19 protein-coding genes are annotated in these 18,228 nt (G+C 30.5%); 7 read left to right on the top strand and 12 right to left on the bottom strand.

Annotation, left to right across the window (positions count from 1 at the left end; all coding sequences use genetic code 11):
* Position 1: 1 nt before the first annotated feature.
* A complete protein-coding gene (locus ACEW8E_RS01465) occupies positions 2–325 on the bottom strand; it encodes a DUF760 domain-containing protein (RefSeq protein WP_373478564.1) in 324 nt (107 codons plus the stop codon).
* 250 nt (positions 326–575) lie between these two features.
* Positions 576–890, bottom strand: a complete 315-nt coding sequence (locus ACEW8E_RS01460; RefSeq protein WP_373478563.1) for a DUF1825 family protein — start codon at positions 888–890, stop codon at positions 576–578.
* Positions 891–1,004: 114 nt separating this feature from the next.
* Between ACEW8E_RS01460 and ACEW8E_RS01455 the strand changes: the two genes are divergently transcribed.
* Positions 1,005–1,400: an NINE protein gene (locus ACEW8E_RS01455; RefSeq protein ID WP_373478562.1), complete on the top strand. Its 396-nt coding sequence runs from the start codon at positions 1,005–1,007 to the stop codon at positions 1,398–1,400.
* A 95-nt stretch (positions 1,401–1,495) separates the two neighbouring features.
* On the opposite strand, the gene ACEW8E_RS01450 is transcribed toward ACEW8E_RS01455, so the two are convergent.
* The gene (locus ACEW8E_RS01450) at positions 1,496–2,074 is read right to left on the bottom strand and encodes a DUF4126 domain-containing protein (protein ID WP_373478561.1); all 579 of its coding nucleotides are present in this window, start codon (positions 2,072–2,074) and stop codon (positions 1,496–1,498) included.
* 97 nt (positions 2,075–2,171) lie between these two features.
* On the opposite strand from ACEW8E_RS01450, the gene pdxA reads away from it, so the two are divergent.
* Together pdxA and ACEW8E_RS01440 are read left to right on the top strand one after the other, a co-directional pair.
* Positions 2,172–3,206: a 4-hydroxythreonine-4-phosphate dehydrogenase PdxA gene (gene pdxA, locus ACEW8E_RS01445; protein ID WP_373478560.1), complete on the top strand. Its 1,035-nt coding sequence runs from the start codon at positions 2,172–2,174 to the stop codon at positions 3,204–3,206.
* A 173-nt stretch (positions 3,207–3,379) separates the two neighbouring features.
* Positions 3,380–4,165 carry a segregation/condensation protein A gene (locus ACEW8E_RS01440; RefSeq protein WP_373478559.1) on the top strand — a complete coding sequence of 262 codons (786 nt, stop codon included), beginning with the start codon at positions 3,380–3,382 and terminating at the stop codon, positions 4,163–4,165.
* Positions 4,166–4,183: 18 nt separating this feature from the next.
* Here the strand turns inward: ACEW8E_RS01440 and ACEW8E_RS01435 are convergent, their stop codons facing one another.
* From ACEW8E_RS01435 to ACEW8E_RS01420, 4 genes are all read right to left on the bottom strand, one after another.
* Positions 4,184–4,420 carry a hypothetical protein gene (locus ACEW8E_RS01435; RefSeq protein WP_373478558.1) on the bottom strand — a complete coding sequence of 79 codons (237 nt, stop codon included), beginning with the start codon at positions 4,418–4,420 and terminating at the stop codon, positions 4,184–4,186.
* Between the two features lie 226 nt (positions 4,421–4,646).
* Positions 4,647–5,222 carry a CPBP family intramembrane glutamic endopeptidase gene (locus tag ACEW8E_RS01430; protein WP_373478557.1) on the bottom strand — a complete coding sequence of 192 codons (576 nt, stop codon included), beginning with the start codon at positions 5,220–5,222 and terminating at the stop codon, positions 4,647–4,649.
* 240 nt (positions 5,223–5,462) lie between these two features.
* On the bottom strand, positions 5,463–6,551 hold the full coding sequence (locus ACEW8E_RS01425; protein WP_373478556.1) for an RNA polymerase sigma factor, RpoD/SigA family: 1,089 nt from the start codon (positions 6,549–6,551) through the stop codon (positions 5,463–5,465).
* A gap of 360 nt (positions 6,552–6,911) precedes the next feature.
* Complete coding sequence (locus ACEW8E_RS01420; protein WP_373478555.1) at positions 6,912–8,099, bottom strand: HhoA/HhoB/HtrA family serine endopeptidase; 1,188 nt, start codon at positions 8,097–8,099, stop codon at positions 6,912–6,914.
* Between the two features lie 106 nt (positions 8,100–8,205).
* Between ACEW8E_RS01420 and panB the strand changes: the two genes are divergently transcribed.
* From panB to ACEW8E_RS01400, 4 genes are all read left to right on the top strand, one after another.
* Positions 8,206–8,991, top strand: a complete 786-nt coding sequence (gene panB / locus ACEW8E_RS01415; protein ID WP_373478554.1) for a 3-methyl-2-oxobutanoate hydroxymethyltransferase — start codon at positions 8,206–8,208, stop codon at positions 8,989–8,991.
* Between the two features lie 491 nt (positions 8,992–9,482).
* Complete coding sequence (locus tag ACEW8E_RS01410; protein ID WP_373478553.1) at positions 9,483–10,997, top strand: serine/threonine protein kinase; 1,515 nt, start codon at positions 9,483–9,485, stop codon at positions 10,995–10,997.
* A gap of 29 nt (positions 10,998–11,026) precedes the next feature.
* Entirely contained in the window at positions 11,027–11,404 is a 378-nt protein-coding gene (locus ACEW8E_RS01405) for a DUF2358 domain-containing protein (RefSeq protein ID WP_373478552.1), read from the top strand.
* A 47-nt stretch (positions 11,405–11,451) separates the two neighbouring features.
* The gene (locus ACEW8E_RS01400) at positions 11,452–11,742 is read left to right on the top strand and encodes a DUF3493 domain-containing protein (RefSeq protein WP_373478551.1); all 291 of its coding nucleotides are present in this window, start codon (positions 11,452–11,454) and stop codon (positions 11,740–11,742) included.
* A 72-nt stretch (positions 11,743–11,814) separates the two neighbouring features.
* On the opposite strand, the gene ACEW8E_RS01395 is transcribed toward ACEW8E_RS01400, so the two are convergent.
* The 5 genes from ACEW8E_RS01395 to ACEW8E_RS01375 all read right to left on the bottom strand — a co-directional run bounded on the left by ACEW8E_RS01395 (position 11,815) and on the right by ACEW8E_RS01375 (position 18,222).
* Positions 11,815–13,050, bottom strand: coding sequence for an FAD-dependent oxidoreductase (locus ACEW8E_RS01395; protein ID WP_373478550.1), 1,236 nt, complete (start codon positions 13,048–13,050; stop codon positions 11,815–11,817).
* A 204-nt stretch (positions 13,051–13,254) separates the two neighbouring features.
* Positions 13,255–14,049, bottom strand: coding sequence for a rod shape-determining protein MreC (mreC, locus tag ACEW8E_RS01390; protein ID WP_373478549.1), 795 nt, complete (start codon positions 14,047–14,049; stop codon positions 13,255–13,257).
* A gap of 134 nt (positions 14,050–14,183) precedes the next feature.
* The gene (ovoA, locus tag ACEW8E_RS01385) at positions 14,184–15,512 is read right to left on the bottom strand and encodes a 5-histidylcysteine sulfoxide synthase (RefSeq protein WP_373478548.1); all 1,329 of its coding nucleotides are present in this window, start codon (positions 15,510–15,512) and stop codon (positions 14,184–14,186) included.
* 279 nt (positions 15,513–15,791) lie between these two features.
* Complete coding sequence (egtD, locus tag ACEW8E_RS01380) at positions 15,792–16,787, bottom strand: L-histidine N(alpha)-methyltransferase (RefSeq protein WP_373478576.1); 996 nt, start codon at positions 16,785–16,787, stop codon at positions 15,792–15,794.
* A 211-nt stretch (positions 16,788–16,998) separates the two neighbouring features.
* Complete coding sequence (locus ACEW8E_RS01375; protein ID WP_373478547.1) at positions 16,999–18,222, bottom strand: DUF1501 domain-containing protein; 1,224 nt, start codon at positions 18,220–18,222, stop codon at positions 16,999–17,001.
* Positions 18,223–18,228: the final 6 nt, after the last annotated feature.

Here is an 18,228-nt window from a genome sequence, read left to right as displayed (position 1 = left end):
TTTATTCTTCATTATTGGTTAAAGACTTTTCAAAATCCATTCTTTGTTCAGCATTTCTCAAAAAATAACCACTCATCATTGCCGAAGCTAATAGTCTTCCTAAATTTTCTCTGTTAGTGTTAATCATCACGCCAAAATGTTCTGAAGGTAAAGTGCCTAACATTCCCATAATATTGCGTTCCATAACCTGAAATACTTCTTGAGATTGAGGTTTAGAAAGCTGATTGATGGTTTCTGGATTTAAAGACTGTAGATAATCTAAAAAATTATTATTATCTTCCGATGGATTAAAAAATTTATTCTGGGGATTTTTTTTATAATTCATAGTTTTTTCTCCTTAAAATATTATTTCATCTAAAAAGTATTAAGTTGACGTATCATAAAGGTTTAAAAAAGATTTTCTGAAAATTTAGACTGATGATTATAGCGTTTTTAATAACAGCAATAATCTTTTCTATGTTTATTATCATTATTTCTTCTTTGTGAAAATCTCATATAGATTAATTTATCAAATTAACTCATTATTTTCTTTGAGTAAAACCGAATTTTTAAGACAGTTTTTTCGTCATTTAAAGTTAAACAATTTCTCGTTTCATTCTCTCTAAAGTTAAGTTCATTTGTTGGAACATTTGTTCAGGAGTTGTCCCAAATTGATTTAATTGAGTCTTAAGTTGTTCAATAGTCATTTTAGCCATAAAATCTTCAGATAACTCAAATCTTTTCATAAAAATACGATAACGATCCATCATATTTTCCATTCTTTCAATAAAGATTTTTTTTCCTTCCCGATCAAATTTACCAAATTCAGTGCCTAATTGAGTTAATGACTGATAATCTTCAAATAACTGTTTAGCTTCTTGTTGAACTACTTCTGAATCAAAAAATCCCATTTTGCCCTCATTTTCACAGTATATGTTTATTATATAAAATAAATTTTATCTTTTATTAATTATAAAATTATCTACATTATCTGAAAATACGGATTTCCGTAACCTAAAATAACTATGTTATCTAAATCTATTAATTTTTTAAATCAACCAAAAAACAGAATATTGACGATTATTTTAGCGTTTGTTGGTACAGTAACCCCCGTAGTTGGCTTACATAAATTTTATTTAAAACAACCTTTATGGGGAGTAATTTATTTTCTTCTTAGTTGGCAAAGTCCTATTGCTCGTATTGCTTGTGCCATCGATATGGTATTATACTTGGTGCAAGATGTTGAAAAATTTAATTTACGTTTTAACTCTAATGATATTACCGAAACAGAGAATATAATCACAAATCCTCAACAAGTAGCGGAAATTGGCACGGCATTAAGAGAATTAGAAAAATTGCGTCAAGAAGGTTTAATTTCAGAGTATGAATTTGAGCAAAAACGTCGTCAATTATTAGTTTAATTAGGGTGTGGATGATGGCAAGTTTAAGGTATCAGGTATTAGGTGTCAGGTTTTAAAGAATGAATTTATAGACTATTCAACATTCTTCCTAACTCCTATCCGTCTTTCTTTTTTCCTTGAAATCGATATTTCCATTCAGTAGAACTACGCAAAGCAATCCATAATAAAATCATAGCAATTAAACCTCCATTTTCGGGAGCTTGTAAGGCAAAAATTACTAAAATTGCGGATAAAAAATCTTCTAAAAAGATAAAAATAATCGGAATTTTACCTAAGCGAAAAAACCATCCTACTTGTACCAATTTTAAAACTAAAGCTAATAAACCTCCCACTAATCCTAATAACCATAATGGTGTAATTTTTACGCCAATTACATTAGCAACTCCCACGGACATTAATCCGCCCACTAAAGGACTAAATATTAACTGTATAATTTGTACAATGCGTAAACCGATAATTTTTTTTGTGCCTAATAATTCAAAAAGTGACCAACTTGTTAACACTCCAATAATTATTTGCGGATTTAAAGAGGACAAAAGAGGAATATTGCTCCATAATTGATCAAGACGTACCATGCCAATAATCAATAACGGTAATCCTATTCTCATACCTCCGGCCGCCGATGCTGATAGTATCGCCAAAATTTGAATGATGGATAAATGTTCTATAATCACAAGTAAAAGAATTAAAAATTAAGTTTAACAATACTTTTATTAACAAAATAATCTACTTATAAATTAATTATTTTTATTAAAAATATCTTAGTGAAAAATGAATCATAATCAGAAAATTAACTTGGCAATTACTTTAGGAGATCCTGCTAGTATTGGTTCAGAAATTATCTTAAAAGCCTTAAATAATTTTATTTTTTCTCCTGAAGTAAATATCACTATTATTGGTTCTCGAATTTGTTTAGAAAAGGCATATTATGACTTACAAACTAAAACTAATGTTAATCTAGCACATCCTGATAAATTAAATTTAGTTGATATAAATACATCTTGTGATTTTATTTGGGGTAAGGGTAATGCTGACACGGGAAAAGCTAGTTTTTTATATTTAGAAAAGGCGATCGCATTGACTTTAGAGGGTAAATTTGATGGTATCGTCACAGCGCCTATTGCAAAGTCTTTATGGCAAAAAGCAGGTTATAATTACCTGGGGCAAACAGAAGTATTAGCACAAAAATCAGGAGTTGATAAATTTGCCATGATGTTTGTGGGTAAATCTCCTTATACTGGTTGGATGTTACGCACCCTTTTAGCTACAACTCATATTCCTTTAAAAGCTGTTGCTGATACCATAAACCCTGATTTACTTGACTCAAAGTTAGATTTACTTATTCATACTCTGAAAGAGGATTTTAACCTAACTTCTCCCCATATTGCTATAGCTGGATTAAATCCCCATAGTGGTGAAGATGGAAAACTAGGCAATGAAGAAAAAGAATGGTTAAATGATTGGTTAGAAAATGCAAGGAAACGCTATCCACAGGCACAATTAATGGGGTTAATTCCTCCTGACATCATGTGGATTAAACCTGCTCAGGCGTGGTATCATAACTCTAATATTGCCGTAGCTGATGCTTTTTTCGCTCTCTATCATGATCAAGGTTTAATACCCGTAAAATCTATGGCTTTTGAACAAGCAATTAATACTACCATTGGTTTACCTTTTATTCGTACTTCTCCTGATCATGGTACTGCATTTGATATTGCAGGACAAGGTATTGCTCACCATAATAGTATGATTTCGGCTATTGAATTGGCGATTACGCAATGTATCAACAGACATTATCTTCGATAATTGGCAATGGAGGAGGGAGGAATTTTGGAGAAATTTATTCACTATTCATTATTTACTATTCACTATTCATTTTTCATTATCAATTATCTATAGTATTCTTAAATCATTTGTAAGAATTTTGTCTCCCTAACCCTCAATTTTGGAGGAAATTAACTTATCCATTACTATTTTTCATGATTGTGAATAAAAGTCCAGCTAGTCAAGCCATAGAGTTATTAATAGAATTATCGCAAAAAGGAGAGATAGATCCTTGGGATGTGCAAGTAATCGAAGTTATTGATCGTTTTTTAGCGGAATTGGGCATAAATGACCAAAATAATCACCCTTTACAAACAGCAGATTTATCCCAATCGGGACAAGTGATGTTATGGGCTTCTATGTTAGTGTTATTTAAAGCAGAAACTCTGGAAAAATTAAGTCAGCAAGATGATGATAAGGAAAATTTAGAAGATTTGATCGAAGATGAGGAATTAGAAGCTATTAGACGTAATTTTCGAGATAGTGATTTAGATAAATATATTAAAAGACGTACTTGCGCACCACCCCCAAAAACCAGAAAAGTAACTTTAGGGGAGTTAATCACTCAATTACAAGCAATGGAAAGTGAGTTGAAAGACAAACAAATTAGTCATGACTTGCCATTGAATAAAACCAAAAGAGGTTATACCCGTAAACAGGCTTTAAAAACTATTACCGAGTTAGCCCATAATGAAAATTTAACGGAATTAGCTCAACAAATCAATGAATTTTTGACGACAAATTTACTTAAAAATAATCATCATAGTAATATGACTTTAGATGATTTAGTTAGTCATTGGCAAAACCATCAACAGGAGAAGATAAAGGATAAAGTGGGAATATTTTGGGCATTATTATTATTATCATCGCAATCTAAAGTGGAATTACATCAAGAGGAATTTTATCAAGATTTAGATATTAAATTGATAATTAACAGTTAATTCACCAATCCTTAATGATCATTTTTTTTCATCAACTGGGGGTAATTCTAAAATATTTTCTTCTTCCTGACGGTTATTTTTTTCCTCTGCAATTCCTTGAAAAGCACAACCAATTACAAACCCTAAAATTGCACCTCCTGTTACTACTATTGTTCTTCTATGTGTTCTCCCAGAAATATGATTTACAGCAAGGGCGATCATAGCTAAAATCATTGCATTCATTAACCCAGAGAATATCATTGCCTTTAAATTCATTTTAATAAATCCTCTCAAAAATTAAATAAAAATAAATGAATATAATAATAATAAAATCGTGAATATGAATAAAAAATGATTCATCCAATCGTCAAAATTCCAATCTTTAAACATAATAAATAATAAATAATTCGGGTTAGCTAAATAAGTTTAAACTCTGTGAAAATCAAGTATTGATAATTATTGATTGAGAATTATTAATGTATTTATTCTTGGATAATTTTACTTAAGTACTAATTTTCCTTAATTTCCAAGTTAGGCTAGAAAAAAGGTTCGTTAAACCATGTGCTACGATAGGAATTAATAGATTACCTGTTATATAAGCACTATAACCTAAAATAAAACCAACAATAATTGCCCAAACTACATAAGGCCAATTTTGTATATCACTTAAGTGTAAAACACCAAATAAGATACTTGACACAATCACGGCGAATAAATCATAACCAAAAGCGGGAATCATTACTCCTCGAAATAACAATTCTTCACTTAATGCGGGTAAAATTGCCACCCAAATTAAATCAGGAATAACAAGAGGAGTGATAATTAATTCTAAATATTGCTCGGCACTACGATGATAATCTTGCCATATTTGAGCGACAATCAAACTGGCGATAAAAATACCTATGGCGATAACAGTAGCAAATAAAAGAGCTTGAACCGTGAAATTTAAGGGTATAATCTGAATAGAACCTAATTTACGCCAAATTTGGGCAATAATCGAGAGAATAATCGCTGTTACTCCCATAAATCCCAAGAGTTGAATACGGGTAAAAGATGGAGAATTTTCTTGACTACTCATAAATAGTTAGGAGATAGGAGGGTAGGAGGTAGGAGGTAGGAGGTAAGAGGTAAGAAATAGTAGTTAGGAGTTAGGAAGAATGTTAAATAGTCTATAAATTCATTGTTTAAAACCTGATAACTGATACCTGATACCTGACACCCGACACCTGATACCTGATACCTGATACCCGATACCTGATACCTGACACCTGACACCTGATACCTTCAATGTCAAATATGTTGTTTTCCCTAACATCAGTTAAATTAACCAACCTTTTAAGCGTCTTGCAACTTGTGGTCTTCTTAGTTTACGCATAGCTTTAGTTTGAATTTGTCTAACTCTTTCTCTGGATAATTCAAAAATTTTACCTACTTCTTCGAGAGTATGAGCTTTAGAACAAGCTAAACCATAACGCAAAACGATAACTTCTTTTTCTCTTTCACTTAATACATCACTCAAAACAGAAACAATTTCTTGGTGCATCATTGTCTCATTCATTTTTTCTTCAGGTAAAAGTAAATTACTATCTTCGAGTAATTCCATTAACTCTGTATCTTCGCCTTTACCGACACGATGATTCAGAGATAAAGATTGTTTTTTTAACTGTAATAGTTGATGTAACCCTTGTGTATTAATGCCCATCTCTTCGGCTAATTCCATTTCCGTGGGATGACGTTGCAAATCTTGTTTTAAGACTCGTTGAGCTTTTTTCAGTTTATTAAGTTTTTCAACGATATGTATGGGAAGACGAATGGTGCGAGAATCGTTAGCAATGGTGCGAGTAATAGCTTGTCTAATCCACCAATAAGCATAAGTAGAGAATTTATAACCTTTATTGGGATCAAATTTTTCAGCGGCACGATTTAAGCCGATAGCGCCTTCTTGAATTAAATCTAAAAATGGTACTCCTCGATTAAGATAACGTTTAGCAATAGATACCACTAAACGCAAATTAGAGCGAATCATTTTGACTTTGGCAATTCTTCCTTTATATAAACGATTATCTAATTGTCGCTCATTTTCTAAACCCATAGCATGGGCTAATTGTATCTTAGTGGGAGTTTTTTCTAATTCACGATGTAATTGTTGTTGTTTTTCATCACAATCACTCAAAAATTTAACAGCGTAAGCTAAATCAATTTCTTCCTCTGCGCTTAATAAGGGATAACGGGCCATTTCTTTAAAAAAAGCACCTACGGAATCATCTAATTTTGGTTTATTTCCACGATTTTTTTTGGCGTTATCTTCTGTGATAGAAAATTGAGCTACTACCTGATTTAATTCTTCGTCAATTTCAGCTTTGATTATGTCATTATGATAATCCATTGTATTGGTTAATTTACCCATTTTTTCACTCCTCTTTTTTTGCACATTTTAATTTTTGATGAGTTTGGTGTTAACTAAATCACCTTATTTCCTAAGATTTTGTGATCATTAATACCAAAAATATTTTGTCGGTAGCAATAAAAATCTATAAATTCTAATGTAGCTAATAAAAGTCGTTTTTGACCATTAATTAATGTTATTTTCTATATTTTCTTAAGGTTTTTGTCTCAATTAAGCTCATCAAGAACAGAAAAGCTATTAATTTTATAACTGTAAAATGTTTAAAAATTTTGAAAAAGATAGGATTTCTTAATAATAGTTAATCTTACGCACTTAGTCATAAATTAACATATCACAAAAAACCATGAACAAAGTATAAAGTTAAAAGTTATCTGGAAAATTATCAGGGCGAATTTGTAACTGCAAAAATTGATTATTTCGATTAATTTCTATTATCAATATTTCGCCGACAATACTTAAGTCCACTTGTTCTTGAACGTCTTGAGAGCTTACTACAGCTTGATCCCCGACTTTGAGAATTACATCTCCCGCTCGTAAACCACCATTAGCGGCGGGGGAATTTGCCATCACTTTGACAATTAATACTCCTTGTTTTTCTGGTGTTTTCAATCCTAAATTTTCTGTAATATGACCATTTTTAAGAGTGTCTTCGTTTAAAGTGATCATTTGTATTCCTAAGTAAGGATGTGATGCTTTACCCATAGTTACAAGTTGATTGCCAATTCGAGAAGCGGTTTCAATGGGAATGGCAAAACCCAATCCTTGAGCATCTTGACGAATAGCTGTATTTATACCTATGACTTCTCCTTGAGCGTTCAAAAGTGGGCCTCCTGAATTACCGGGGTTTATGGCTGCATCGGTTTGAATAAATTTTACTCGTTTATCTGGTATGCCTACTTCTGTACTAGATCTTCCTAAAGCACTTATGATCCCTAAAGTAACGGTATTATTTAATCCTAAAGGGTTTCCTATGGCGATCGCCCATTGTCCTGATTTTAATTGACGAGTATTACCTAGGGTAACAGTAGGTAAATTTTGAGCAGAAATTTTAACCATAGCCATATCGGTGATAGGATCAACCCCTAAGACTTTACCTTCATAATTTTGACCGTTTTTGAGGGTAACAGAGACAATATTTGTACCTTCGACTACATGGGCATTGGTCATAATTAAACCATTTTGATTAATAATAAAACCAGATCCAGTACCTTTTTCAATGTTTTCTGGTGGAATTTCTGGGGTAAAAAAATGACGAAATAAAGGGTGATTAAAATTGTCAGGAATATTTAAAGAAACTTCACGGGTGGCATCAATTCTAACCACGGCAGGACCTACTTTATCGGCAACTTGGGTAATAAAAGTAATATTTTTTGCTGAATTTGTGGATTTTTTAACCCCATACTGATTATTGGTAATAGGCAGTAAAGATGTTTGAGAAGGGGAAGAGGATTTTAAGGAAAATTTAGAAGTGGTAAACTCTCGACTTGCCCATACACCAAAAGTAACACCTATAATTAAAAAGCTAGTAGAGATAATTATTTTGGACATTAATTTAGTAATTATAATTAACAGAGATGGTGAATGAGCAATAAAATACTTATCATTTAATCCATTGTGCCATAATATTTTGTTTGCTCTTTATTTTTATAATCCCATGAAAGTTACGATTCAAAAATTACAACAGTGGAAAAAAGAAAAACGCCCTATCGTCAGTTTAACCGCTTGGGATTATGCCATCGCAAAATTATTAGACATAGCAGGTATTGACTTAATTTTAGTGGGGGATTCTTTGGGAATGGTAGCATTAGGGTATGAGAATACTTTACCCGTAACTTTAGATGAGATGATCCACCATACAAAAGCGGTGTGTAGAGGAGTTAATAACGCTTTTGTGGTGTGTGATTTACCTTTTTTGACTTATCAAACGAATATTACTCAAGCCATCGAATCCGCAGGAAAAGTGATGAAAGAAACAAAGGCTGGAGCGGTAAAATTAGAGGGCGGTTATCCTGCTATGATTGAGACGGTAAGCCGTTTAACGGAAATTGGTATCCCCGTAATGGCTCATGTTGGCTTAACTCCGCAGTCGGTAAAAATTTTAGGCTATAAACAACAAGGAAAAACCCCTGATAAAGCGGAAAAAATATTTAATCAAGCTATGGCCTTAGAAAAAGCTGGTGCATTTGCTATTGTGTTAGAACATATTACTCAAGATTTAGCTACTCGTATTACGGAAAATTTATCGATTCCGACAATAGGCATTGGTGCAGGAAATAGATGTGATGGGCAAGTTTTAGTCACGGCGGATTTATTAGGTTTATCGGAAAAATTACCACCTTTTGCCATTCCTTACGCTAATTTACGTACAGTTATCCTCGATTCTGTAACTCATTTTTCCGAAGATGTTAAATCCCGTGATTTTCCTGATGAAAAAGTTTAGGCTCTACTACTTTGAATATGATAGATTATGTCTAAAAAAAGGTGTCAAGTATCAGGTAGCAGGTATTAGGTTAAATTCAAACTGTTAATTTATAATTTTTGCATTTTTAAAATACTCAAAGCCATACTGATTAAAGTTTACATTAATTATTTTCTATTAATTTGTTATAACTACTGTAGGAGAGCCAAAGTTTAAAATGTCAAAGATTTATTTAGGTTATAAAATTAAAAAATATCAGAAATGAAAGAAAGAAGAAAAGATGTGATGATAGAAAAAAAGAAATCAGAAAGAAAAGTACAAAAAGTGACGATAAATATTTTAAGTTTAAAACTATCCGAATCAACTTTTTTAGATGGTTAAAATTAGAGTTAATTACAGTTTGAAGGATTTAGACGAATCAAAAATTTTTAAAATAATGACATAAATAACAATTTAAAAGGGAAAAGTTAAGGAAACTATATAATAAAAAAACAAAACCATCTAAATCGAACATGAATAAGGGTGATTTATCAAGAGAAAAATTATTAGTGCAACGTTACCAATTAAAAGAGGTAATCGGTGAAGGTGCAATGGGTATAGTGTATCGAGCGGAAGATACGGTATCAAAAAAGCAAAATGTTGCTGTAAAAATTCTTTCTCGAGCTTTAGATGACATGAAGATGATACAACGGTTTCAAAGGGAAGCTACTATTAGTGCCTTACTTTCTGAAAGAAGCGAAAATATTGTCAAAGTGAGTGATTACGGTGTTGATGAAAATAAAGTACCTTTTTATGTGATGGAATTTCTCAACGGCGAAAATCTTGGTGACATGATAGATATTCATGACATTTCTTTAACACAATTTTTCGAGTTTGCTAATCAAATTTGTCGTGCAATGGAAACTGCTCATAATGGTATCTTTTTTGAAGGGCAAATGTGCCCTGTCATTCATCGAGATCTCAAACCAAATAATATTTATGTTACAGAAGATGCTACTGGGAAACAAGCCATTAAGGTTTTAGATTTTGGTATTGCAAAATTAATGAAAAATGATGAAGGAGATGCAGAAAAATTCATGGGCACTCCTAGATATTGTTCTCCAGAACAGTTACAGGGAAATGACTTAGATAATCGCTCTGATATTTATAGTTTAGGTATGGTGATGTATCTTATGTTGAGTAAAAAATATCCTTGGGATTTAGAAATTAATTCCGTAGGTGCTTGGTATAAAGCCCATACAGAGTTATTACCAGCTAAATTTTCTCCTGAATTAAATATACCTTTAGAGTTAGAAAAATTAATTTTATGTTGTTTGGAAAAATCTCCCTTTAATCGCCCTCAAAGCGTAGGAGAAATTATCCAAAAATTAGAAAATATTGCTCGTAAAATATCTGTAAAAAATAATAATCAAGTTGAGAATAAAACACCTTTTAATGTCCATGAAATTGAAGAAAATAAAACATCCTCTTTAGAAAAATTTTTATTAACGAATAAATGGCCTATTAATAAACCTATTCAAAAAATAGTTTTTCCTCGAATAATCACCCATGAAGAGCAAGTTATACCTACTATTTGTACAATGTTAGAAGAAGAAGATATTAACAATAGAAAAAATAATATTCGCTATAATCAATTTTTATTTCAAAGTTATCCTCATCCGATGATTCTTTGGTTAACTGTTTTATATAGTCTTGAAGATGGTGCTTGTTGGCTACCTTGTTATTTAGATTTAAAAACTAAAATTGGGCAACAAGTTGTTAATACTTTAAGTGATTCTAAAGAATATTTTTTATTATTTTTTCCCCTTGAAAAACCTCATAAATGTCACGATTTATTATCCTTTAAAATTATGTTAAAACAAAGAACAAGTTTGAAAAAATGGTCTTCTGTTGGTAATATGTTAAGTGTTAAGCATAATGAAGAAGCCATTGTTAGCAGGAGAAAATTGAAACAAGATTTAGAGGAATTAAAACCTAAAATAATTTTAGAAATAGAAAAAAGTCATACTCAAGAAATACATGGTTAATTTTTATATAAAAAACTATTATTAAAACTATGAATTTAACAGAAATAATTAAAGAAGATTATCGTAACTTTCCCAAAAATCAAACTTATTCTATCTATGCCCAAAACGTTCATTTTAAAGATCCAGTTTACAATTTTTATGGTATTAAAAAGTATCAAGAAATGATTGATTTTTTGCAAAAATGGTTCAAGAATTTAACCTTAGAATTACATGAAATTAATCAAACTGAAAATCAAATAGATACTCGTTGGACAATGTCTTGGAATAGTCCTTTACCTTGGCAACCTTTTATTTCTGTTTCTGGTAGAAGTGAGTTAAAGTTAAAAGATAACTTAATTATTGGTCATTATGATTATTGGGATCGCCCTTTTTTAGACATGATTAAACAACATTTTATCTTTAAATAATTCTATATCAAATCATATAACTTATAAAATATTGACCATTATTAATAATGAATAATAACTTTAAAAATGAAGATAAGAAAACTAATAAAAATAACTTAAATGCAGAAAAATATGCTTATTTAAAAGCAGAAGCTGAAGCACCTTATAAAGGATTTAGAAAATTTATTTATTTCGGTATTGGTGCATCGGGTGCTATTGGTGCGTTTATTTTTTCTATACAGTTAATTGCAGGAAAAAATGTGGCTAATAATATCCCTAATTTATTAATTCAAATTACAGTAGTTGCTTTGATGATATTTTTGTTTCGTTGGGAAGAAAGGGCAAACAATAAAAAATAATAACTTTTATATTTTGATAATCTAATTTTAAAATTTTATAATAATTGGTGGGCATTACCCACCCCAGAGAAATTATTTAATGGTTTTAGGTAGTAAAAATCTCCAACTATCAGGCTCAAATGATTTACCTTTAAGCATTCTATTCCAGTATAACCAAGGCAAAATATATTTTTTAACTAACCACATACTTTCTCGTTCTTTGGTAGGATCTAAGGGGAAACTTGGTAAAGGATTTTTATCATAGTCAAATTCTGCCATGATAGTTTTACCATAACCAGTAATGAGAGGACAACAAGCATAACCGTTATATTTATTTTGGGGAGTTTTTTGATTCATTAATGCCAAAATATTTGCTACCACTACGGGGGCTTCTTTACGAATAGCGGCGGCGGTTTTAGATGTGGGTAAACTTGATGAATCTCCTAAACCGAAAACATTGTTATACTTTGTATGTTGACAAGTATATTGATCTACATCAACCCAACCTTGTTCGTTAGCGACGGGACTTTGTTTGATAAAATCATAAGTTGTCATGGGTGGCGAGACATGAATCATGTCATATTTTATAGTGACAGTATTTCCTTCTCCTGTAGCGAAAATGGCTTCTTTCGTCTCTGGTTTTATTTCGATGAGGTTATGAGCATATTTAACGTCAATATTTTTGCGATGGACAATTTCTTCTAAAGGTTTACAATAAGCAGGTACACCAAACATTTTACCTGTGGCGTTGGCGTAAATAATGTTAGTTTTTTCTCTAACCCCTTGACGAGTAAAGGCTTCTTCTGCTAAATACATAATCTTTTGAGGTGCCCCCGGACATTTTATCGCTCCAGCAGGAAAAGTAAAAATTGCTGTACCACCTTTAAAGTTTTGGATAGTTTCCCATGTATAAGGAGCATTTTCTTTGCGATAATTAGTAGTAACTCCTTCTTTTCCTAAAGATTCTTTTAAACCTTTAATTTTATCCCAATCAATTTGAATACCAGGGCATATAACTAAATATTCATAATTATAAATATTACCTGTTTTTGTGGTTACTTGATTATGATCAGGATCGATATTTTCTGCATAATCTTTGATCCATGTTACCGCATAAGGAATTAAATTTTGTTGATGTTTTACGGTATCTTCTAATAAATATTCCCCCCCGCCGACTAATGTCCAAGCTGGTTGATAGTAATGGTTTTCACTGGGTTCAATAATAGCCATTTTTAGATTAGAATTTTTTTCTTTTAGCTGGGCAGCAACAGTTATTCCCGCCGCACCTCCACCAATAATTAATATTTGAAAAGAAGAATTATTACTCATAATTTTTAGTTTAATTAAATATCATAGTCATAAAATTTATCGTAAGTTTTATTATAAGATTTATCGCCTTATTTTTTGAATATTTCTTTATTTAGCAATTTTTAAATCCTTTTTCAAAAATAAAATTGTGCAATGGTTTAATGGTGATTAATATTATTTCCCCATTCCACTGAAACCATGAAGCAACCGCTAAATAACAAAAAATTACGATATTAAAGGAGATTTTTCGACTAAATCTACGATTACCCAATCTAAAAAATCTATTGGTGCAGTGAATTCTATTTGTGCTTCAGGTGCTGGACTTTTATTAATATCGATAGCGATAACTTTACCGATAGGAATATCGGGAGGAAATATAGTACTAATATTAGAAGTTTTCACTACATCACCAATTTTCACATCTCCCACTTTTGCATAAAATTCCATTAAACCGATGTGGGTTGATTGCCCTTTAATAAATCCTTGATAGCCTGTTCTAGTTAGGGTTGCACCCACACGACTATTGTAATCACTAATTAATAATACTCGGCTAGTATTAGGAGTTACGTCTGTAACTCTACCTACTAAACCTCCTACACTCATCACCACCAAATTTGGTTTAATGCCTTTATTACTACCAATATCAATAGTTATAACTTGCCACCAAGCATCTGGACTTCTGCCAATGATTCTCGCTGGTACTAATTTATTGGAAGATTTATCTATATAATTTGCTATTTTTTTGAGATTTTGATTTTGAGTTTCGAGGATAACAATTTTATTACTTAATTCTTGAATTGTACTTTGTTGATAAAGTGCTTCACGATCTATTTGTGGATTGAATAACCAAGAAGGATAAATGTGATATAAAGTTTCAGAAATAAGACTGCCTTGGGTAAGATATATTTGCCATGCCACGAGAATACTAAGAATTCCCCAAAATAATTGATTCCCGTATTTTTGCCACCAGCGATAAAGAAATTTCAAAGCCTTAAATAAAATTAATTGAATATTGTTCAAGATTATCAATTATTTATTGTCAATTATTAAGTAAGTAAACAAAATTAATTATTAGTTATTTTGATTAATTTTAAAATGTATAATTTCTAAATACTTTAATAGTTATACAATAAAATAAAAAATATTGAGTAGTTTTAATGAGAGTTATCACTTAAAATAATTCTGAATCCTGCGTGTTGATAAAAATAAGGACGAAACCAATTACGATAATAAGGTGTTGCTTCATAACCATTTGTTGCCCAAGATCCACCCATAAGCATATAATGACGATTATCAAAAAAAGGTGCAGAATAATCTTGATATAAATAATGAGGTTTAAAACTAGATAAAGGTGTAAAAATATCTCCTAACCATTCCCATACATTACCTCTTAAATCATAAATATTTTGATCATTTTTAGAGGTTTCTAAACTCCCCACAGAATGAGGGGAAATAAATTTAAAATTAAGGTTATAGTTATTAATATTATCATCGCTTTTTTGTTGAAGAAATTGCCATTGTGCCTCACTCATTAACTGATATTTATTACCTAATTTTTGCGATAAATAACGACAATAAGCATTCGCTTCATGATGGTTTACTTCCACAGGAAAATCTAAAGGTAAATCAATTTCATCAAACATTAATCGATAAGAATAATTGTGTGATAATTTACGCCAAAACTTAGGATAACTAGCTTTATTTTCTAGCTTCCATTGCCATGATATTTCATCCCAATAGTTTTTATTATCATAACCTTTATTGTTAACAAATTCTAAAAATTCACCGTTAGTAATCAGGTATTTACTCACTTGAAAAGGGCTTATTATTACTTCTTTTTCGCCAAAATCAACATCCCAACCGTAAAGATTATCGTCTTTTTTCTTACCTAAAATAACTTTACCACCTTTTATTTTTATCATCTCATTTGTAGGAGGTTTTCCTTGAGATTTTGCATAATGCCATTGACTTGGTTTTCTGACTAACTCTAGGGGTAATTGTCGAATTAACATCGATGAAGTTTCTATATGTATTCTTTGATGTTCAATGCTCATTATTATTCCCCACCAAAGGCTATCAGGAGTTATTGGTAAAGTCAGGGGAGTTTTTTCGATAACGTTAATAACCATTTTATAGGCTTGATGTCGATATTGCCATAATTCCTCTACTTTTGCCCATTTTATGAATGCGATCGCCTTTTGTAACTCATTTGGTGTTTCAGGATCTACTCCTATTTCATATAATTTTTCATAGTCTGGATTAATTCTTTGACTTTCTTTGAGTAAACGAAGAATAACTAATTTATTAATATAAAATACCGCAGAATGTCCTAAATAAAAAATAAGAGGATTGCGTAAAGAATCTGGATTGAGATAAAAAGTTTCAGAGTTAATAATACTTTTAAATAATAAATCTTCTGTTTCCCAAGAGTTAGTTAAATAATTAATAATATCTTGTTTATTACAGTCATTTAAAGTTAACATTTTTTTATTTTAATATACTTTATAAAATATTTTTTTATCTCTTTCTTCTTCAATATTTTATGATAATTATGACTCTTTTACTTTTTGTTAGGGATAAATTTTTCCGTAAAAAATATGTCAGGTAAAATGCAAAGTGTCAATTCAATATGTAACAAATTTAATGGTTAATTCTTATAGTGCCAACTTTATAACGTTTATTTTATCTGAATTTATCATAAATACTGTACCATAATTCTAAATTATTTAATAACGAATATTTACTTAAATTTTTAAAGAAAACTAAATTAATTGAGTTAAAATCAAAGCAAAATATTTATTTTCATCAGTCCAATATTTAACACTTTTTAATTTATGACTAGCTAAAAAGTCTTGCATTTGAGTTAAATTAAATTTACGAGAAATCTCTGTTAAAATAGGTTCATTTTCTTGAAAAGATACATCTAAATCTAACTTATTTAACCTAACATTATGACTTTTTTGAGCATATAAATACATCTCAATTTGTGTTTTTTCTTGATTATAAATAGCTTGATGTTTAAATAGATTAATGTCAAAATTACCGTCAAAACAACGGTTAAGATGAGACAACATATTAAGATTAAAAGCCGCCGTTACCCCTTGACTATCGTTATAAGCATTTTCTAAAATATCCGCTGGTTTTTGCAAATCGATGCCTAATAAAAAATAATCCCCCACTGTTAATATATCTCTAACTTCATTAAAAAGGTCATCGCTTTGTTCATAAGTAAAATTACCTAATGTACTACCTAAAAAAATAATCATTCGTTGGGGTAAACAAGAGGGAGGAAGTTGCCATAAAGCCTGTTCATAAGTTCCCACTAAACCTAAAATAGAGAGATTATTATATTGTTGATGTAATTGTAAAGCAGAATTTTTCAGAATTTCACCACTAACATCAATGGGTATATATTGCCAAGGTTTGCCTAAACTATCATAAGCAGATAATAACAGACGAGTTTTAGTTGAACTACCGCTACCTAATTCTACTAATTCACAAATTCCCGTTATCTCCACAATTTCTTTACTGGCATTGGTTAGTATGGCAGTTTCGGTACGAGTAGGATAATATTCAGGTAAGTTGCAAATTTTTTCAAATAATTCTGAACCAAGGGCATCATAAAAATATTTTGGTGGTAAACTTTTAGGTATGCTGGTTAATCCTTCCATAACTTCCTTAACTTCATCCTTAGTAAAAGAAAGATTTTCCAGATACTTAATATTTATTTTTGTCTCTTGGTTAGTAATCAACATAATTAATTGATAAATAATTGTCTTAAACAATACAAGTTTTTACACTTAAATTTCCATAATCCTATCATTGATTTAACCTAGAATAAAAAATTTTTGCTAATTTATCACGATTAATAGTTTAAAACGCTTTTATTTTTACTAAATTTTACGAGATATTAAACTAAGAAAATTTGTTTATATATTACTTACTTTCAATTAATGTTTTTGATAAAACCTAAACTGAGATAAAGTTTAAACTATTTTTAGAATTAAAATTAGGAAAAACTTGATTAATTAATTGTGGTGATAAGTCAAAATTTGTGGATAAAATGTTACTAATTGGTTGTCTAAAATCTGTTGTAATTGGTATATCTCTACCTTCAAATAATGCTTTTTTTTCTAAAGTATTCCATTGCCCATAAAATTTTCCACCTTTAATATTTCCTCCTAAAATCCACATTAAATTACCACTACCATGATCTGTACCTTTATTACCATTTTCTTTAACAGTACGTCCAAATTCAGACATAACAAGAATAGTCGTATCATTAAACAAATTACCTAATTCTAGCGCTAAAGTAGCTAATCCTTCTCCTAAAGGCATTAATAATCGATTTAATTGGGCAGATTGATTAATATGAGTATCCCATTGCCCTAAATCAATAAAACCTAATTGAGTATTAGCTTCTCCTGACATTAATTTTGCCATCTTTTTGACTTCTTGAACAAAATTAGAAGTTGAGGGCGCATTTTTTGATGATTCTACCATTTCATTCTCAAATTCTTTGATAAATATTTTTCTAGCTTTTTGTCCTTCTTGATACGCTAAACTTAAGGAATCATTACCATTATAAAGCTCATTAAAAAGTTTATTTACTATAGGAATATCCGTTGATAATTTTTGCAGATTATCTTTTTCTCGTGGTAAATTAGCCACAGGAATTGAACCTCTTAAAATTTCAGGTGTTACAGAACCAATATTAACGGCTTGAGTTGGATTTTTTGAGGATAATATACCTAATAAACGATTCATCCAACCTTCATCGTTTTTCAAATTACCCGGAGTACCATTTTCCATGTAGTGTTGAACTTCAAAATGTGAACGATTTTCGTTTTCTAATCCACAACCATGAATAAAAGTAAGTTGTTTTTTCTTCCATAATGGCATCAAATCTTTTAAGGCTGGATTTAAGCCAAAATAACCATCTAAATCTAATACTCCGTTAGGTTCATTAGGAGGTAATATAGCAATATTTGGACGATTATTATAATATTCATCTTCTTGATAAGGAATAACCACATTTAAACCATCAATTGCACCTCTTAAAAATACCACAATTAATTTTTTTTGTGATGGATTTTTACTTAAACCTTTACTTACCCAACTATTACTACTTAAAGGAATAATTAATCCGCCAGTAAATAAAGCTATTTGTTGTAAAACTGTTCTTCTTTTCATGGTTTT

Source organism: Geminocystis sp., assembly GCF_041753295.1.
Classification (GTDB): Bacteria; Cyanobacteriota; Cyanobacteriia; order Cyanobacteriales; family Cyanobacteriaceae; genus Geminocystis.
This window is presented reverse-complemented; position numbering and strand designations above follow the sequence as displayed.